Source organism: Kitasatospora sp. NE20-6 (assembly GCF_045862635.1).
On record NZ_BPRL01000010.1, the window covers coordinates 41,958 to 57,066 of the forward strand.

Below are 15,109 nucleotides of genomic sequence, written 5' to 3' on the forward strand. Positions count from 1 at the left end.
CCGCTCCTCCGTCCGCAAGGACGGGAGGGCGGGCCCTCTCGCATGTCCGGTGCCGGGTTCCCGGCGGCCGCCGTCGCCACCGGGCGGCGGCCCGGTGGCGGCCGCCGCCCGCGCCGGGGTGTCAGAGGCCGGCGGTGTACGCCCGGCAGGCCTCGTAGGAGGGCAGCAGGCCGGACGCGAGCGCCTCGGCCAGCGAGGGCGCGGCCGCGTCGCGGTCGGACAGCTGCGGGGCGTCGGCGGGCCAGGCGATGCCGAGGTCCGGGTCGAGCGGGTGCACGGCGTGCTCGCCGACCGGGTTGTACGCCTCCGAGCAGAGGTACGACAGCGTGGCGTCGTCGGTGAGCGCGCAGAAGCCGTGGCCGACGCCCTCCGGGACGTAGACCGCGCGGCGGTCGGTGTCGTCCAGCCGCACGCCCTCCCAGCGCCCGAAGGCGGGGGAGCCGGTGCGCAGGTCCACCAGCACGTCCAGCACCGCGCCCCGGACGCAGCTCACGTACTTGGCCTGGCCGGGCGGCACGTCCGCGAAGTGGATGCCGCGCACGACGCCGCGGGCCGACACCGAGAGGTTGGCCTGGGCGAGGCGCAACGGGTGGCCGACGTGTTCGGCGAGCCGGTCGAAGCGGTACCACTCGGTGAACAGGCCGCGCGGGTCGCCGTGCAGCCGGGGCGTGATCTCGAAGGCGCCTGGAATGGCCAACGCGCGGAACTTCACCGGGAGTTCTCTTCCTGCAGCAGGTGCAGCAGGTACTGGCCGTACCCGCTCTTCGTCAACGGTTCGGCGAGTGCGCGCAGCCGGTCCGAGTCGATCAGGCCGGCCCGCCAGCAGGCCTCCTCGATGCAGCCGATCTTGAGGCCCTGGCGCTCCTCGATGACCCGGACGAACTCCGAGGCCTGCACCATCGAGACGAACGTCCCGGTGTCCAGCCAGGCCGTGCCGCGGTCCAGCTTCGTCACCTGCAGCTCGCCGGACCGCAGGTAGGCGTCGTTGACCGCGGTGATCTCCAGCTCGCCCCGGGCGCTGGGCCTCAGGCCGCGCGCGATCTCCACGACGCGGTTGTCGTAGAAGTACAGCCCGGGCACCGCGTACCGCGACTTCGGCTGCTGCGGCTTCTCCTCGATCGACAGCACCCGGCCGTCCCCGTCGAACTCCACCACGCCGTACGCCGTCGGGTCGGCGACCGGGTAGGCGAAGACCAGCCCGCCCTTGGGATCCGTGTGCTGGGCGAGCCGGGTGCCGAGCCCGCTGCCGTGGAAGATGTTGTCGCCCAGGATCAGGGCCACCGGTGCGTCGCCGATGAAGTCCGCGCCCAGCACGAAGGCCTGCGCGATGCCCTCCGGCCGCTCCTGGACGGCGTACTGCAGCCTCAGGCCGAGCTGGGAGCCGTCGCCGAGCAGCCGGTGGAACTGCGGCTGGTCCTCCGCGGTCGTGACGATGAGGATCTCGTCGATGCCCGCCATCACCAGGGTGGACAGCGGGTAGTAGACCATCGGCTTGTCGAAGACCGGGAGCAGCTGTTTCGAGACGGCCCGGGTGAGCGGCCACAGGCGGGAGCCGGTACCGCCGGCCAGCAGGATTCCACGCATGGGCAGCAGCCTACGGGAGCCCGTCCGGCCTCCCTGGCGGACGTCCTCGGGCCGGCCGGGGCCCGCCGGTAGACTGCGCGCACTATGCGCATCTTGGTCACCGGCGGCGCCGGTTTCATCGGCTCCGAGTTCGTCCGTTCGCAGCTCCGGGCCGACGCCTCGGCCCGCATCACCGTGCTCGACAAGCTCACCTACTCGGGCGTCGAGGCCAACCTCGCACCGGTCGCCGACCACCCGGGCTACCGCTTCGTCCGGGCCGACATCTGCGACCCCGAGGCGGTGGACGCCGCGATGGCCGGCCACGACGTGGTCGTCCACTTCGCCGCCGAGTCGCACGTCGACCGGTCCATCGAGGGCGCCGGACCGTTCGTGCGGACCAACGTCGTCGGCACCCAGGTGCTGCTCGACGCCGCGCGCCACCACGGCGTCGGCCGCTTCGTCCACGTCTCCACCGACGAGGTGTACGGCTCGATCAGCGAGGGCTCCTGGACCGAGGACTGGCCGCTGGCGCCGAACTCCCCGTACTCGGCCTCCAAGGCCTCCTCCGACCTGCTGGCGCTCGCCTACCACCGCACCCACGGCATGGACGTGGTGGTCACCCGCTGCTCCAACAACTACGGGCACCACCAGTTCCCGGAGAAGGTCGTCCCGCTGTTCACCACCAACCTCCTCGACGGGCGGAAGGTGCCGCTGTACGGCGAGGGCGGCAACGTCCGCGACTGGCTGCACGTCTCCGACCACTGCCGGGGCATCGACCTCGCCCTGCGCGGCGGCCGGGCCGGCCGGGTCTACAACATCGGCGGCGGCACCGAGATCACCAACAAGGAGCTCACCGGCCTCCTGCTGGAGGCCGCGGGCGCCGGATGGGACATGGTCGAGCACGTCGAGGACCGCAAGGGCCACGACCTGCGCTACTCGCTCGACATCACCCGCATCCGCGAGGAGCTCGGCTACGAGCCGCAGGTCTCCTTCGCCGACGGCCTCGCCGACACCATCGCCTGGTACCGCGAGAACCGCGCCTGGTGGGAGCCGCTCAAGGCCCGGGCGGCCCTCGCATGACGACCTGGCTCGTCACCGGCGCCGGCGGCATGCTCGGGCGCGACCTGCTGGCCGTGCTCGACGAGGCCGGCGAGAAGGCCACCGGGCTCGACCGGTCCGCGCTCGACGTCACCGACGCGCAGGCCGTCCGCGAGGCCGTGCACGGCCACGAGGTGGTCGTGAACTGCGCGGCCTGGACGGACGTCGACGGCGCGGAGAGCGCCGAGGCCGCCGCCACCGCCGTCAACGGCGCCGGCGCGCGCCACCTCGCCCTCGCCTGCCGCGAGGCCGGTGCCCGGCTCCTCCAGGTCTCCACCGACTACGTCCTCCCCGGCGACACCGACCGGCCCTGCCCGGAGTCCGCCGCGACCGGACCCGTCAACGCCTACGGCCGCTCCAAGCTCGCCGGGGAGCAGGCGGTGCTGGAACTCCTCCCCGGCACCGGCTACGTCGTGCGCACCGCATGGCTGTACGGCGAGCACGGGCCGAACTTCGTGGCCACCATGCTGAAGCTCGCCGCCGTCCGCGCCACCGTCGACGTCGTCGACGACCAGCACGGACAGCCCACCTGGTCGCACGACCTCGCCCGGCAGCTGCTCGCCCTCGGCCGCGCCCCGCACGCCCCGGCCGGCGTCTACCACGGCACCGCCGCGGGCCGCACCACGTGGTACGGGCTCGCCCGCGAGGCGTACGCCCTCGCCGGGCTCGACCCCGAGCGGATCAGGCCGACCACCTCGGCCGCGTTCCCCCGCCCGGCCGTACGGCCCGCCTGGAGCGTGCTCGGCCACGACCGGTGGGCCGCCGCGGGCCTCGCACCGCTGCCGGACTGGCGGGACTCGCTCGCCGCCGCCCTGCGCCGCCCCGCCTTCCGCGACCTCGTCACCCCCGGCACCTAGCCGACCACCCGTTCGAGTGCGTGGGGCCGCTGCCTTAGGCTGTTGGCCACCCACGGGGACCGCCCCGCGCACGGAAGGCGCCGGCAGTGCAACTCTCCATCCTCACCTCGATCACCGGCGTGGTGGTGCTCGCCTACATCCTGGAGCTGCTGCGCCGCCAGCAGCTCCGCGAGAAGTACGCGGCGATATGGCTGACCATCGGCCTCGCCATAGCGCCCCTCGGCTTCTTCCCCTCGCTGCTCGACTCCACCGCCCGCCGGCTCGGCGTCGCGTCCGGCGTGAGCCTCGTGCTCTTCGCCGGCTTCGTGCTCGTCCTGCTGGTCAGCCTCCACCTCAGCTGGGAGGCGAGCCGCCTTGAGGCGGAGACCCGCACCCTCGCCGAGGACGTCGCCCTGATACGCGCCCAGCTCGCCGAACAGGGCATCCTCACCGGCCCCCAGCACGCCTCCCTCCCCGCCACCACCCCGGAGGCCACGCCGTGACCACTGGCCAGCGCGTCCTGATCATCCTGCCCGCCTGGAACGAGGCCGACGGCCTGCCCGCCGTGCTGGGCGAGATCAAGCGCCAGCTGCCGCACGTCGACACGCTCGTCGTCGACGACGGATCCACCGACCGCACCGCCGAGGTCGCCGCCGCGGCGGGCTCCGCCGTCGCCCGGCTGCCGTTCAACCTCGGCGTCGGCGGCGCCATGCGCCTCGGCTACCGCTACGCGCAGCAGCACGACTACGACGTCGCCGTCCAGGTCGACGCGGACGGCCAGCACGACCCGTTCTACGTGCCGCTCCTGCTGGAGCGCCTGGCCGACGCCGACCTCGTCATCGGCGCCCGCTTCGACGGCGAGGGCGACTACCGGGTGCGCGGGCCGCGCCGCTGGGCGATGAAGCTGCTCTCCCTCGTGCTCTCCCGCATCGCCGGCGCCCGGCTGACCGACACCACCTCGGGCTTCCGCGCCTGCAACCGGCCGCTGATCGAGTTCTTCGCCCGCTGGTACCCCGTCGAGTACCTCGGCGACACCGTCGAGAGCCTGGTCGGCGCCGCCCGCTGCGGCTTCACCGTCCGCCAGGTGCCGGTCGCGATGCGCGCCCGCACCACCGGCCGCCCCAGCGCCTCGCCGCTCAAGGCGATGGTCTACCTCGTCCGCGCCGGGCTCGTCCTGCTCCTCGCCGTGATCCGCCGGATGCCCCGCCACGTCCGGGACTTCGCCCCCGGGTCCGACTTCTACCGGGCCTTCGCCGCCCGGCGGACGCCCGCGGCCGTCCCCGCCGAGGCCGAGGTCTAGGAGCCACGTGTCCCGCTACGAGATCCTCCTGCCGTACTACGGCGACGTCCGACTCATGCAGGACGCCGTGCACAGCGTCCTCGCGCAGAGCGGCGACGACTGGCGCCTCACCGTCGTGGACGACGGCAAGGAGCCCGGCGTGCCCGAGTGGTTCGAGGCCCTGGCCGACCCGCGCGTGCGGTACTTCCGCAACGACGCCAACCTCGGCGTCACCGGCAACTTCAACCGCTGCGTCGCCCTCGCCGAGTACGAGTACCTCGTGCTCATGGGCTGCGACGACCTCATGCACCCGACCTACCTCGACGTCGTCCGCGCCGCCGTGGCCCGCGAGCCCCGGGCCGCGATGATCCAGCCCGGCGTCGAGGTCGTCGGCACCGACGGGCAGCCGTACGACACCCTCGTCGACCGCACCAAGCGCCGCCTGTACGCCCCGAAGGGCCCCGGCCGCGACCTCCTCGGCGGCGAGGACCTCGCCGTCAGCCTGCTGCGCGGCAACTGGCTCTACTTCCCGTCGATCTGCTGGCGCACCGAAGCCGTCCGCCCGTACGGCTTCCGCGCCGACCTCGGCGTCATCCAGGACCTCGCGCTCGTCGTCGACCTGCTCGTCGCGGGGGAGTCCCTGGCCACCGCCCCCGAGGTCTGCTTCAGCTACCGCCGGCACGCCGGCAGCGAGTCCTCGGCCACGGCGTACACCGGCAGCCGCTTCGAGGAGGCCAAGCGCTTCTTCCGGGAGACCGCCGACCGCCTCGACGCCCTCGGCTGGCACCGCGCCGCCAAGGTCTCCCGGCTGCACCTGTCCTCCCGCCTGCACGCCATCACCCTGCTCCCGGGCGCCGCCCGGCACGCCGGCCGCCCGGGAGTCAACGCCATGATCAAGCACGCGGCCCGCTGACCCATGAAGCGCCTGCGCAGCCTCGCCACCGCCCTGCCGGCCGGCATCCGGACGGTCGCCGTCGGCACCGCCGTCCTCGGCGTCGCCTCCTACCTGCAACTGGCCGTCGCCGGGCACAGCCTCACCACCGAGGCCATGGCCGGCGTCTCCGTGCTGTGGACGATCGTCATGTCCGTCGGCATCGGGCTGTTCCTCCCGCTCGAACAGGAACTCACCCGGATCGTCGCGGCCCGCACCGTCCGCGGCGAGGGCGCCCGGCCCGTCCTGCGCCGCGCGACACTGCTCACCTGCGGCATCCTCGGCGTCATCCTCGCCCTGATGGCGGCGTTCGCCCGCCCCCTGGCGGACCTCCTGCTGCACGGGGACACCGCCCTCGTCGCGGCCCTCGGCAGCGCCTTCGCCGCCATGGCGTTCTGCTACCTCACCCGCGGCATCCTCGCCGGCCTCGGCCGCTTCACGCCGTACGGCACCCAACTGGCCGTCGACGGCGCGCTGCGGATGCTGCTCGCGTTCGGGTGCGCCGCCGCGGGCCTGCACTCCGCCCTCGCGTTCAGCCTGATCATGACCGTCGCGCCCCTGCTGGCGCTGCTCGCGACGCTGCCCGCCACCGTCCGCGCCGTCCGCCCCGGACCGCCGCAGCCCTGGCCCGGCCTCGTCCGCGGCCTCGGCCCGCTCATGGTCTCGACCCTGCTCGCGCAGTGGATGGTCAGCGCCGCCGTGATGAGCGTCCAGCTCCTGGAACCGGACCAGGTCGACCTCGTCGCCGCGCTGCTCAGCGCCCTCGTCCTCGCCCGGGTGCCGATCTTCGTGTTCGGCGCGCTCCAGGCGTCGCTGCTGTCCGGCCTGGCCGGCGCCGCGGCGGCCGGCCGGCACGCCGACTTCCTGGCCATGCTGCGCAGGGCGTGCGCGGCGGTCACCCTGCTGTGCGTCGCGATCTCCGTGCCCGCCGTCGTGCTCGGGCCGTGGCTGATCCACCTGCTGTTCGCCGCACCCGAGGTGCTCGACCGCGCCGACTTCCTCTGCCTGTGCCTCGGTGCCTTCGGCTACCTGCTCGCCATGGTCCTCGGCCAGGCGCTCATCGTGCTGCACCGGCACCGCGCCCAGCTGCTCTGCTGGCTGTTCGGCACCGCCGTCCTGGTCGGCGTCACCCTGGTGCCGGGGCCGATCGAGGGCCGGGTCTGCGTCGCCTTCGCCGCCGGCCCGCTCGCCTGTGCCGCCGGCATGCTGTGGAGCCTGCGCGGCGCCGTTCCGCGCCGCCCCTCGGCCTCGGCCCCTGCCGGCGCCGAGGCGGAGCCGATCCCCTCCGCCTGACCGGCGGCCCCCGCATCGCCCGGCCGCACCCCCGAGCCGTCCGGGCCCGGACCACGGACGTGCGCGAACAGTCGGCCTGGGGTGCGACCCGGAGTGCCGCCCGCAGCGTCTGGATGGGTGAGGCCGTCCGCACGGGCGGCGGGGGAGCGACGGGGGAGAGCGATGACATCGGAGCACGGACGGCGGCAGCGGTGGACGGGCCGGGCCGGACGCACGCCGGGCCCGGCCGGGCTGGACTCCGGCTGGCAGCGGCGCTCCGGCTGGCAGCGGCGCTCCGGCTGACCGGGCCTGCCCTGCCCTGCCCCGCCCCGCCGTGCGGGCCCGTACGGCGGGGCCGGGTACCGTCGCCCCCGGACCCGGACCCGGACCCCGACCTCCTGCCCCCCGGACGTGACCCATGCGCTTCCGTACGCCCTCCCGCACCGCCCGTCCCGCGGCCGTCGTCGCGGTGGCGGTGGCGGCCGTCCTGGCCGCGGGCTGCGCCCCGGGACGCACCGGCGACGGGGGAGCGTCCGCCCCGGTCACGCCGGAGCGCGCGACGTCAGGGGGCGCGGCCGCGTCGGCCGCGCCCCCGGCCGATCCCGAGCTGGACCGCGCCGTCCGGGCCGCCGCCGACCTGCCCGCGGGCCGGGAGCCGCGCACCGTCCGGGTGTTCGGCCCGGCGGCCGGGCCCGGCGGGTGGCGCCTGCTGCTCGCCGCCGACGGCGAGCGGGTCACCGGCGTGGCCTGCGGCGGCACGTACCTGCCCTTCCGGGAAGCGGGCGGCGCCCCGGCCGGCGACGGTGCCCGCACCGTCTACGCGGTGACCCTGCCGGGCGACCTGCGGGGCGCCCTGGAGGTCGGGGCGGTGCGCGGCGGGACGGCGGGCACCGAGTCCGTGGACCTCGGCCTGGACGGGCCGGGAGGGCCGGACGCCCGGGTGTGCGGGCAGCCCCCTGCCGGGGAGTGACGGGCGCCGCAGAAAAGCGCCCGATTGGCGTTTGGGCTCCGCCGTATGGCAGTATGTCCAAGTTGCTCGGTTGAGTGCCGATGCTGCGCGCCTCCCGCCGGGAGGACCGGAAGCGAGTCCCATGTACTCGTCGTTCCCGTGATGGCCGTTCATGTGTTCACGTGCTGTATGTGGACGCAGTGGTGTGTAAGCGACACCGCGGCAGCTGCGGGGCGGACGTACGGGAATCTTCCGGGAAGCGTGGACGGGGCCTCGACCCGGCGCCTGGTGGGTGCAAGACCTCACCGATCCCGGAGCTGGAACCGAAGAGGGTGTGAAACCTCTTTGGTTTTTTGCAAGCGGTAGGGCGACACGCCCGACCGCGGGGGTCGGAGGGAGACCGCGAGGTAACCACCCGGGGGCGCCGCCGGACGAGTCCACCCGGACCCAGCCGGTCGCAGTAGCAGCAAACGACACAAAGGACTACTGAGTAGCCATGGCGGGACAGAAGATCCGCATCCGGCTCAAGGCCTACGACCACGAGGTCATCGACTCCTCGGCGAAGAAGATCGTCGAGACGGTGATTCGTACTGGTGCGCAGGTCGCAGGCCCGGTGCCGCTGCCCACTGAGAAGAACGTGTACTGCGTCATCCGCTCGCCGCACAAGTACAAGGACTCGCGCGAGCACTTCGAGATGCGTACTCACAAGCGTCTGATCGACATCCTCGACCCCACGCCGAAGACGGTTGACTCGCTCATGCGTCTCGACCTGCCGGCCGGCGTCGACATCGAGATCAAGCTCTGAGAGGCGCACCGAAGATGGCTAAGCAGATTAAGGGCATCCTGGGCGAGAAGCTCGGCATGACCCAGGTCTGGGACGAGAACAACCGGGTCGTCCCGGTGACCGTCGTCAAGGCTGGGCCGAATGTCGTGACCCAGGTCCACACCGCCGACAGCGCTTCCGGCTACGACGCCGTGCAGCTCGGCTTCGGCGAGATCGACCCCCGCAAGGTGAACAAGCCCCTCGTGGGTCACTTCGCCAAGGCCGGTGTCACCCCGCGCCGCCACCTGGTCGAGATCCGTACGACGGACGCGTCCGAGTACACCCTCGGCCAGGAGATCACCGCTGAGCTGTTCGAGGCGGGTGTCAAGGTCGACGTGACCGGCACCTCCAAGGGCAAGGGCTTCGCCGGTGTCATGAAGCGTCACAACTTCAAGGGCCTCGGCGCCGGTCACGGCACCCAGCGCAAGCACCGTTCGCCCGGTTCCATCGGTGGCTGCGCCACCCCGGGTCGCGTGTTCAAGGGCATGCGCATGGCGGGTCGGATGGGCCACGAGCGTGTGACCACCCAGAACCTGACCGTGCACGCGGTCGACGCGGAGAAGGGCCTGCTGCTCATCAAGGGCGCAATCCCGGGCCCCAACGGCGGCCTCGTCCTCGTCCGCACCGCGGCGAAGGGGCTGTGAAGGATATGACCACCATTGACATCCTGTCGCCGGCCGGCGACAAGGCCGGCAGCGTCGAGCTGCCCGCCGAGATCTTCGACGCCAAGGTCAGCATTCCGCTGATGCACCAGGTCGTCGTCGCACAGCTCGCCGCTGCCCGTCAGGGCACGCACAAGGTGAAGCGCCGCGGCGAGGTCCGTGGTGGCGGCAAGAAGCCGTACCGCCAGAAGGGCACCGGCCGCGCCCGTCAGGGCTCGACCCGTGCGCCGCAGTTCGCCGGCGGTGGCGTCGTGCACGGTCCCGTGCCGCGCGACTACTCGCAGCGGACCCCGAAGAAGATGATCGTCGCCGCGCTCCGCGGTGCCCTCACCGACCGGGCCCGCCACGACCGCATTCACGTCATCACCGGCGTGACCGCGACCGAGACGCCGTCGACCAAGGCCGCGAAGAGCCTGATCGGCAAGATCTCCGAGCGCAAGAGCGTCCTCCTGGTCGTCGAGCGCGAGGACGAGCTGGGCCTGAAGTCCGCTCGCAACCTGCCGAACGTGCACATTCTGGACGCCGGCCAGCTGAACACCTACGACGTGCTCGTCGCTGACGACGTGGTCTTCACCCAGGCCGCCTTCGAGCGTTTCGTGGCCGGTCCGGCCGCGTCCGCCAAGGCTGTCGCCTCTGAGGGCGAGCTCGAAGGGAGCGCTGCCTGATGGCCGCGGAGATCACGAGCAAGACGTACACGGACCCCCGTGACGTCCTGGTCAAGCCGGTTATCTCGGAGAAGAGCTACTCGCTCCTCGACGAGAACAAGTACACGTTCGTCGTGGCGCCCGGTGCCAACAAGACCCAGATCAAGCAGGCCGTCGAGGCGGTCTTCTCGGTCAAGGTCGAGGCCGTCAACACGCTCAACCGTCAGGGCAAGCGCAAGCGCTCCAAGACGGGCTTTGGCAAGCGCAAGGACACCAAGCGCGCCATCGTGACGCTGGCCGAGGGCAACCGCATCGACATCTTCGGTGGTCCGGTCTCCGCCTGACGGGGAACGTGATCGTCGTTAAGGACGAGGACGAAAATGGGTATCCGCAAGTACAAGCCGACTACGCCGGGCCGCCGTGGCTCCAGCGTGGCCGACTTCGTCGAAATCACGCGGTCCACGCCGGAGAAGTCGCTGGTTCGCCCCCTGCACAGCAAGGGCGGCCGTAACAACGCCGGTCGTATCACCGCTCGCCACCAGGGTGGCGGTCACAAGCGCGCCTACCGCGTGATCGACTTCCGTCGTCACGACAAGGACGGCGTGCCGGCCAAGGTCGCTCACATCGAGTACGACCCCAACCGCACTGCGCGCATCGCGCTCCTGCACTACCTCGACGGCGAGAAGCGCTACATCATCGCGCCGCGTGGCATTGCTCAGGGCGACCGGATCGAGAACGGCCCCGGGGCCGACATCAAGCCGGGCAACAACCTGCCGCTGCGCAACATCCCGGTCGGTACCACCATCCACGCCGTGGAGCTGCGTCCCGGTGGCGGTGCCAAGCTGGCCCGCTCCGCCGGTTCCGGCATCCAGCTGCTGGCGCGTGAGGGCCGCATGGCGACCCTGCGCATGCCGTCGGGTGAGACCCGTCTGGTCGACGCCCGCTGCCGCGCCACCATCGGCGAGGTCGGCAACGCCGAGCAGTCGAACATCAACTGGGGCAAGGCCGGCCGTATGCGCTGGAAGGGCGTCCGCCCGACCGTGCGTGGTGTGGCCATGAACCCGATCGACCACCCGCACGGTGGTGGTGAGGGTAAGACCTCCGGTGGTCGCCACCCGGTCTCGCCGTGGGGCAAGCCCGAGGGCCGTACCCGTCGCCCGAACAAGGCGTCGGACAAGCTCATCGTGCGCCGCCGCAAGACCAACAAGAAGCGCTAGGAGCAGGTCAGATGCCGCGCAGTCTCAAGAAGGGCCCCTTCATCGACGACCACCTTCAGAAGAAGGTGGATGTCCAGAACGAGGCGGGCACGCAGAACGTCATCAAGACCTGGTCCCGTCGTTCCGTGATCTCCCCGGCCATGCTGGGTCACACGATCGCGGTCCACGATGGCCGTAAGCACGTCCCGGTGTTCGTCACCGAGTCGATGGTCGGCCACAAGCTCGGCGAGTTCGCTCCCACGCGCACCTTCAAGGGGCACGTGAAGGATGACCGCAAGTCGAAGCGTCGCTAGTCGCTCCGCTGAGCTTGAGCTTTAGCGCCAGAACGACTCAATGACTTACTCCATTAAGGGGACAACCATGGAAGCCAGGGCCCAGGCGCGGTACATCCGCGTCACGCCCATGAAGGCCCGCCGCGTGGTGGACCTCATCCGTGGCCTGAACGCCACGGAGGCCCAGGCGGTCCTGCGTTTCGCTCCGCAGGCCGCCACCGTGCCGGTCGGCAAGGTGCTCGACAGCGCCATCGCCAACGCCGCACACAACTACAACCACTCCAACGTGGACGACCTCTACATCTCTGAGGCGTACGTTGACGAGGGTCCGACCCTGAAGCGGTTCCGTCCGCGCGCTCAGGGCCGTGCCTACCGGATCCGCAAGCGGACCAGCCACATCACCGTGGTCGTCAGCAGCAAGGAAGGGACCCGGTAATGGGCCAGAAGGTTAACCCGCACGGGTTCCGTCTCGGCATCAGCACGGACTTCAAGTCCCGCTGGTATGCCGACAAGCTGTACAAGGACTACGTCAAGGAAGACGTTGCCATTCGTCGCATGATGACGAAGGGCATGGAGCGCGCCGGCATCTCCAAGGTCGAGATCGAGCGCACCCGCGACCGCGTCCGCGTTGACATCCACACCGCCCGCCCCGGCATCGTCATCGGCCGGCGTGGCACCGAGGCCGACCGCATCCGCGGCGACCTCGAGAAGCTGACCGGCAAGCAGGTCCAGCTGAACATCCTTGAGGTCAAGAACCCCGAGCTGGACGCCCAGCTCGTGGCTCAGGGCGTCGCGGAGCAGCTGTCCTCCCGCGTGTCGTTCCGCCGTGCCATGCGCAAGTCGATGCAGGGCACCATGAAGTCCGGCGCCAAGGGCATCAAGGTCCAGTGCTCCGGTCGTCTCGGCGGCGCCGAGATGAGCCGTTCGGAGTTCTACCGCGAGGGCCGTGTGCCGCTGCACACCCTTCGTGCGAACGTCGACTACGGCTTCTTCGAGGCCAAGACCACCTTCGGCCGCATCGGCGTGAAGGTCTGGATCTACAAGGGCGACGTCAAGAACATCGCCGAGGTCCGCGCCGAGAACGCCGCTGCCCGTTCGGGCAACCGCCCGGCCCGTCCCGAGGGTGGTCGTCCCGCCCGCGGTGGCGAGCGCCGTGGTGGCGAGCGCGGCGGCGAGCGTGGTGGCCGTGGTGGCCGTCGTCCCGCCGCCGAGGCCCCTGCGGCCGCCGCGGTCGAGGCTCCGGCTGCCGAGAACACCGGAACGGAGGCCTGACCCCCATGCTGATCCCCCGTAGGGTCAAGCACCGCAAGCAGCACCACCCCAAGCGGCGTGGCGCGGCCAAGGGCGGTACGGAGCTGGCCTTCGGCCAGTTCGGCATCCAGGCCGTCACCCCGGCGTACGTGACGAACCGTCAGATCGAGTCCGCTCGTATCGCGATCACCCGTCACATCCGCCGTGGCGGCAAGGTCTGGATCAACATCTACCCGGACCGTCCCCTCACCAAGAAGCCCGCCGAGACCCGCATGGGTTCCGGTAAGGGTTCGCCGGAGTGGTGGATCGCGAACGTGCACCCGGGTCGGGTCATGTTCGAGCTGTCGTACCCGAATGAGAAGGTTGCTCGCGAGGCGCTCACCCGCGCCGCGCACAAGCTGCCGATGAAGTGCCGGATCGTCCGGCGCGAGGACGGTGAGAGCTGATGTCGGCCGCTATCAAGGCTGCTGAGCTTCGTCAGCTGGACAACGAGGGCCTCGTTGCCAAGCTGCGTGAGGCCAAGGAGGAGCTGTTCAACCTCCGCTTCCAGGCGGCGACCGGGCAGCTCGACAACCACGGCCGGCTGAAGCTGGTCCGTAAGGACATCGCGCGGATCTACACCCTGATGCGCGAGCGCGAGCTGGGCATCGAGACGGTGGAGAACGCCTGATGACTGAGAACACCAACGAGACGCGCGGTTTCCGCAAGACCCGTGAGGGTCTCGTCGTCAGCGACAAGATGGACAAGACCGTCGTCGTCGCCGTCGAGGACCGCGTCAAGCACGCGCTGTACGGCAAGGTCATCCGCCGTACGAACAAGCTGAAGGCGCACGACGAGCAGAACGCGTGCGGTGTCGGCGACCGTGTCCTCCTCATGGAGACCCGGCCGCTGTCCGCGACGAAGCGCTGGCGCGTCGTCGAGATCCTCGAGAAGGCCAAGTAACGAAGCCGATGTGGTACGGCCGTATGTGCTCGATGCAGCGATGCGATCGAGTGAGCAGCGGCCGGCCCGTCGACTCTCGTTGACGATCAGGAGAAAGCTGTGATCCAGCAGGAGTCGCGACTGCGCGTCGCCGACAACACGGGTGCCAAGGAGATTCTCTGCATCCGCGTTCTCGGTGGCTCCGGTCGCCGCTACGCCGGTATCGGGGACGTCATCGTCGCCACCGTGAAGGACGCGATCCCCGGCGGTTCGGTGAAGAAGGGTGACGTCGTCAAGTGCGTCATCGTCCGCACCGTCAAGGAGCGCCGTCGTCCGGACGGTTCCTACATCCGTTTCGACGAGAACGCCGCTGTCGTTCTCAAGAACACCGATGGTGACCCCCGTGGTACCCGCATCTTCGGCCCGGTGGGCCGCGAGCTGCGTGACAAGAAGTTCATGAAGATCATCTCGCTGGCGCCGGAGGTGCTCTAACCCATGGCGAACAGCATGAAGATCAAGAAGGGTGACCTGGTCCAGGTCATCACCGGCAAGGACAAGGGCAAGCAGGGCAAGGTCATCCAGGCCATCCCCGCCGAGAACAAGGTCCTGGTCGAGGGTGTCAACCGGGTCAAGAAGCACACCAAGCCGGGCCCGGGCACCCAGGGTGGCATTGTCACCGTCGAGGCCCCCGTGCACGTCTCCAACGTCCAGCTGGTCGTGGAGAAGGACGGCAAGAAGGTCGTCACCCGCGTTGGCTACCGCTTCGACGACGAGGGCAACAAGATCCGCGTTGCCAAGCGAACCGGTGAGGACATCTGATGTCTGAGACGACTGTTGAGAAGGTGGCCCCCCGTCTCAAGGAGCGTTACAACTCCGAGATCAAGGGCCAGCTGCACGAGGAGTTCTCGTACGAGAACGTCATGCTGATCCCCGGCCTGGTCAAGGTCGTGGTCAACATGGGTGTCGGCGAGGCAGCCCGTGACAGCAAGCTGATCGAGGGCGCGATCAAGGACCTGACCGCGATCACCGGCCAGAAGCCGGCCGTGACCAAGGCCCGCAAGTCCATCGCGCAGTTCAAGCTGCGCGAGGGTCAGCCGATCGGCGCCCACGTCACCCTCCGTGGTGACCGCATGTGGGAGTTCGTGGACCGTCTGGTGTCGCTGGCTCTGCCGCGTATCCGTGACTTCCGCGGCCTCTCGCCCAAGCAGTTCGACGGCCGTGGAAACTACACCTTCGGTCTGACCGAGCAGGTCATGTTCCACGAGATCGACCAGGACAAGGTCGACCGTCAGCGCGGTATGGACATCACCGTCGTGACCACCGCTCAGACCGACGATGAGGGCCGGGCGCTCCTGCGCGCTCTGGGCTTCCCGTTCAAGGAGGCGTGAGCC

23 protein-coding genes are annotated in these 15,109 nt (G+C 70.7%); 21 read left to right on the plus strand and 2 right to left on the minus strand.

The window, feature by feature from the left end; genetic code table 11:
- Positions 1-121 precede the first annotated feature (121 nt).
- Positions 122-697, minus strand: a complete 576-nt coding sequence (gene rfbC / locus SNE206_RS10940) for a dTDP-4-dehydrorhamnose 3,5-epimerase (protein WP_407912997.1) — start codon at positions 695-697, stop codon at positions 122-124.
- Between the two features lie 11 nt (positions 698-708).
- On the minus strand, positions 709-1,584 hold the full coding sequence (gene rfbA / locus SNE206_RS10945; RefSeq protein ID WP_407912998.1) for a glucose-1-phosphate thymidylyltransferase RfbA: 876 nt from the start codon (positions 1,582-1,584) through the stop codon (positions 709-711).
- 84 nt (positions 1,585-1,668) lie between these two features.
- On the opposite strand from rfbA, the gene rfbB reads away from it, so the two are divergent.
- From rfbB to rplE, 21 genes are all read left to right on the plus strand, one after another.
- Positions 1,669-2,643, plus strand: coding sequence for a dTDP-glucose 4,6-dehydratase (gene rfbB, locus SNE206_RS10950; protein ID WP_407912999.1), 975 nt, complete (start codon positions 1,669-1,671; stop codon positions 2,641-2,643).
- Complete coding sequence (gene rfbD, locus SNE206_RS10955; protein ID WP_407913000.1) at positions 2,640-3,518, plus strand: dTDP-4-dehydrorhamnose reductase; 879 nt, start codon at positions 2,640-2,642, stop codon at positions 3,516-3,518. Before rfbB ends, rfbD begins: the two co-directional genes overlap by 4 nt.
- 86 nt (positions 3,519-3,604) lie before the next feature.
- A complete protein-coding gene (locus SNE206_RS10960; RefSeq protein WP_405012879.1) occupies positions 3,605-4,000 on the plus strand; it encodes a DUF2304 family protein in 396 nt (131 codons plus the stop codon).
- A complete protein-coding gene (locus SNE206_RS10965) occupies positions 3,997-4,797 on the plus strand; it encodes a glycosyltransferase family 2 protein (RefSeq protein ID WP_407913001.1) in 801 nt (266 codons plus the stop codon). Before SNE206_RS10960 ends, SNE206_RS10965 begins: the two co-directional genes overlap by 4 nt.
- Before the next feature lie 7 nt (positions 4,798-4,804).
- Positions 4,805-5,689: a glycosyltransferase family 2 protein gene (locus tag SNE206_RS10970; RefSeq protein WP_407913002.1), complete on the plus strand. Its 885-nt coding sequence runs from the start codon at positions 4,805-4,807 to the stop codon at positions 5,687-5,689.
- A gap of 3 nt (positions 5,690-5,692) precedes the next feature.
- Positions 5,693-7,000, plus strand: coding sequence for a lipopolysaccharide biosynthesis protein (locus tag SNE206_RS10975; protein WP_407913003.1), 1,308 nt, complete (start codon positions 5,693-5,695; stop codon positions 6,998-7,000).
- A 397-nt stretch (positions 7,001-7,397) separates the two neighbouring features.
- Entirely contained in the window at positions 7,398-7,949 is a 552-nt protein-coding gene (locus SNE206_RS10980; protein ID WP_407913004.1) for a hypothetical protein, read from the plus strand.
- A gap of 475 nt (positions 7,950-8,424) precedes the next feature.
- Positions 8,425-8,733, plus strand: coding sequence for a 30S ribosomal protein S10 (gene rpsJ / locus SNE206_RS10985; RefSeq protein ID WP_012785157.1), 309 nt, complete (start codon positions 8,425-8,427; stop codon positions 8,731-8,733).
- Positions 8,734-8,747: 14 nt separating this feature from the next.
- A complete protein-coding gene (gene rplC / locus SNE206_RS10990) occupies positions 8,748-9,395 on the plus strand; it encodes a 50S ribosomal protein L3 (RefSeq protein ID WP_407913005.1) in 648 nt (215 codons plus the stop codon).
- A gap of 5 nt (positions 9,396-9,400) precedes the next feature.
- Positions 9,401-10,078, plus strand: coding sequence for a 50S ribosomal protein L4 (gene rplD, locus SNE206_RS10995; protein ID WP_407913006.1), 678 nt, complete (start codon positions 9,401-9,403; stop codon positions 10,076-10,078).
- Positions 10,078-10,401: a 50S ribosomal protein L23 gene (rplW, locus tag SNE206_RS11000; protein WP_405012888.1), complete on the plus strand. Its 324-nt coding sequence runs from the start codon at positions 10,078-10,080 to the stop codon at positions 10,399-10,401. Before rplD ends, rplW begins: the two co-directional genes overlap by 1 nt.
- Before the next feature lie 36 nt (positions 10,402-10,437).
- Positions 10,438-11,274 carry a 50S ribosomal protein L2 gene (rplB, locus tag SNE206_RS11005; protein WP_405012889.1) on the plus strand — a complete coding sequence of 279 codons (837 nt, stop codon included), beginning with the start codon at positions 10,438-10,440 and terminating at the stop codon, positions 11,272-11,274.
- Positions 11,275-11,285: 11 nt separating this feature from the next.
- Positions 11,286-11,567 (plus strand): 30S ribosomal protein S19, encoded by a 282-nt coding sequence (rpsS, locus tag SNE206_RS11010; RefSeq protein ID WP_363635500.1) that lies wholly within the window; start codon positions 11,286-11,288, stop codon positions 11,565-11,567.
- A 67-nt stretch (positions 11,568-11,634) separates the two neighbouring features.
- Entirely contained in the window at positions 11,635-11,982 is a 348-nt protein-coding gene (gene rplV / locus SNE206_RS11015; protein ID WP_030232471.1) for a 50S ribosomal protein L22, read from the plus strand.
- A complete protein-coding gene (gene rpsC, locus SNE206_RS11020) occupies positions 11,982-12,818 on the plus strand; it encodes a 30S ribosomal protein S3 (RefSeq protein WP_407913007.1) in 837 nt (278 codons plus the stop codon). The genes rplV and rpsC overlap by 1 nt, the downstream gene beginning before the upstream one ends.
- Before the next feature lie 5 nt (positions 12,819-12,823).
- Positions 12,824-13,243, plus strand: coding sequence for a 50S ribosomal protein L16 (gene rplP, locus SNE206_RS11025; protein WP_030232476.1), 420 nt, complete (start codon positions 12,824-12,826; stop codon positions 13,241-13,243).
- Positions 13,243-13,467: a 50S ribosomal protein L29 gene (gene rpmC, locus SNE206_RS11030; protein WP_405012891.1), complete on the plus strand. Its 225-nt coding sequence runs from the start codon at positions 13,243-13,245 to the stop codon at positions 13,465-13,467. The genes rplP and rpmC overlap by 1 nt, the downstream gene beginning before the upstream one ends.
- Complete coding sequence (rpsQ, locus tag SNE206_RS11035; protein WP_014136278.1) at positions 13,467-13,739, plus strand: 30S ribosomal protein S17; 273 nt, start codon at positions 13,467-13,469, stop codon at positions 13,737-13,739. Before rpmC ends, rpsQ begins: the two co-directional genes overlap by 1 nt.
- A gap of 99 nt (positions 13,740-13,838) precedes the next feature.
- Positions 13,839-14,210: a 50S ribosomal protein L14 gene (gene rplN, locus SNE206_RS11040; protein WP_030263487.1), complete on the plus strand. Its 372-nt coding sequence runs from the start codon at positions 13,839-13,841 to the stop codon at positions 14,208-14,210.
- 15 nt (positions 14,211-14,225) lie between these two features.
- Positions 14,226-14,537 carry a 50S ribosomal protein L24 gene (gene rplX / locus SNE206_RS11045; RefSeq protein WP_345286354.1) on the plus strand — a complete coding sequence of 104 codons (312 nt, stop codon included), beginning with the start codon at positions 14,226-14,228 and terminating at the stop codon, positions 14,535-14,537.
- Positions 14,537-15,106: a 50S ribosomal protein L5 gene (gene rplE, locus SNE206_RS11050; RefSeq protein ID WP_405012893.1), complete on the plus strand. Its 570-nt coding sequence runs from the start codon at positions 14,537-14,539 to the stop codon at positions 15,104-15,106. The genes rplX and rplE overlap by 1 nt, the downstream gene beginning before the upstream one ends.
- Positions 15,107-15,109: the final 3 nt, after the last annotated feature.

What these genes read in the sequence shown, in the direction of transcription:
- SNE206_RS10980 (WP_407913004.1), top strand. Translation starts at nt 7,398, where the DNA reads ATGCGCTTCCGTACGCCCTCCCGCACCGCCCGTCCCGCGGCCGTCGTC.
- rplE (WP_405012893.1), top strand. Translation starts at nt 14,537, where the DNA reads ATGTCTGAGACGACTGTTGAGAAGGTGGCCCCCCGTCTCAAGGAGCGT.
- rplP (WP_030232476.1), top strand. Translation starts at nt 12,824, where the DNA reads ATGCTGATCCCCCGTAGGGTCAAGCACCGCAAGCAGCACCACCCCAAG.
- rplW (WP_405012888.1), top strand. Translation starts at nt 10,078, where the DNA reads ATGGCCGCGGAGATCACGAGCAAGACGTACACGGACCCCCGTGACGTC.
- rplV (WP_030232471.1), top strand. Translation starts at nt 11,635, where the DNA reads ATGGAAGCCAGGGCCCAGGCGCGGTACATCCGCGTCACGCCCATGAAG.
- rplD (WP_407913006.1), top strand. Translation starts at nt 9,401, where the DNA reads ATGACCACCATTGACATCCTGTCGCCGGCCGGCGACAAGGCCGGCAGC.
- rfbA (WP_407912998.1), bottom strand. Translation starts at nt 1,584, where the DNA reads ATGCGTGGAATCCTGCTGGCCGGCGGTACCGGCTCCCGCCTGTGGCCG.
- rpmC (WP_405012891.1), top strand. Translation starts at nt 13,243, where the DNA reads ATGTCGGCCGCTATCAAGGCTGCTGAGCTTCGTCAGCTGGACAACGAG.
- rplC (WP_407913005.1), top strand. Translation starts at nt 8,748, where the DNA reads ATGGCTAAGCAGATTAAGGGCATCCTGGGCGAGAAGCTCGGCATGACC.
- rpsQ (WP_014136278.1), top strand. Translation starts at nt 13,467, where the DNA reads ATGACTGAGAACACCAACGAGACGCGCGGTTTCCGCAAGACCCGTGAG.
- rfbD (WP_407913000.1), top strand. Translation starts at nt 2,640, where the DNA reads ATGACGACCTGGCTCGTCACCGGCGCCGGCGGCATGCTCGGGCGCGAC.
- SNE206_RS10975 (WP_407913003.1), top strand. Translation starts at nt 5,693, where the DNA reads ATGAAGCGCCTGCGCAGCCTCGCCACCGCCCTGCCGGCCGGCATCCGG.
- rplB (WP_405012889.1), top strand. Translation starts at nt 10,438, where the DNA reads ATGGGTATCCGCAAGTACAAGCCGACTACGCCGGGCCGCCGTGGCTCC.
- rfbB (WP_407912999.1), top strand. Translation starts at nt 1,669, where the DNA reads ATGCGCATCTTGGTCACCGGCGGCGCCGGTTTCATCGGCTCCGAGTTC.
- rplX (WP_345286354.1), top strand. Translation starts at nt 14,226, where the DNA reads ATGAAGATCAAGAAGGGTGACCTGGTCCAGGTCATCACCGGCAAGGAC.
- rpsJ (WP_012785157.1), top strand. Translation starts at nt 8,425, where the DNA reads ATGGCGGGACAGAAGATCCGCATCCGGCTCAAGGCCTACGACCACGAG.
- rpsS (WP_363635500.1), top strand. Translation starts at nt 11,286, where the DNA reads ATGCCGCGCAGTCTCAAGAAGGGCCCCTTCATCGACGACCACCTTCAG.
- rpsC (WP_407913007.1), top strand. Translation starts at nt 11,982, where the DNA reads ATGGGCCAGAAGGTTAACCCGCACGGGTTCCGTCTCGGCATCAGCACG.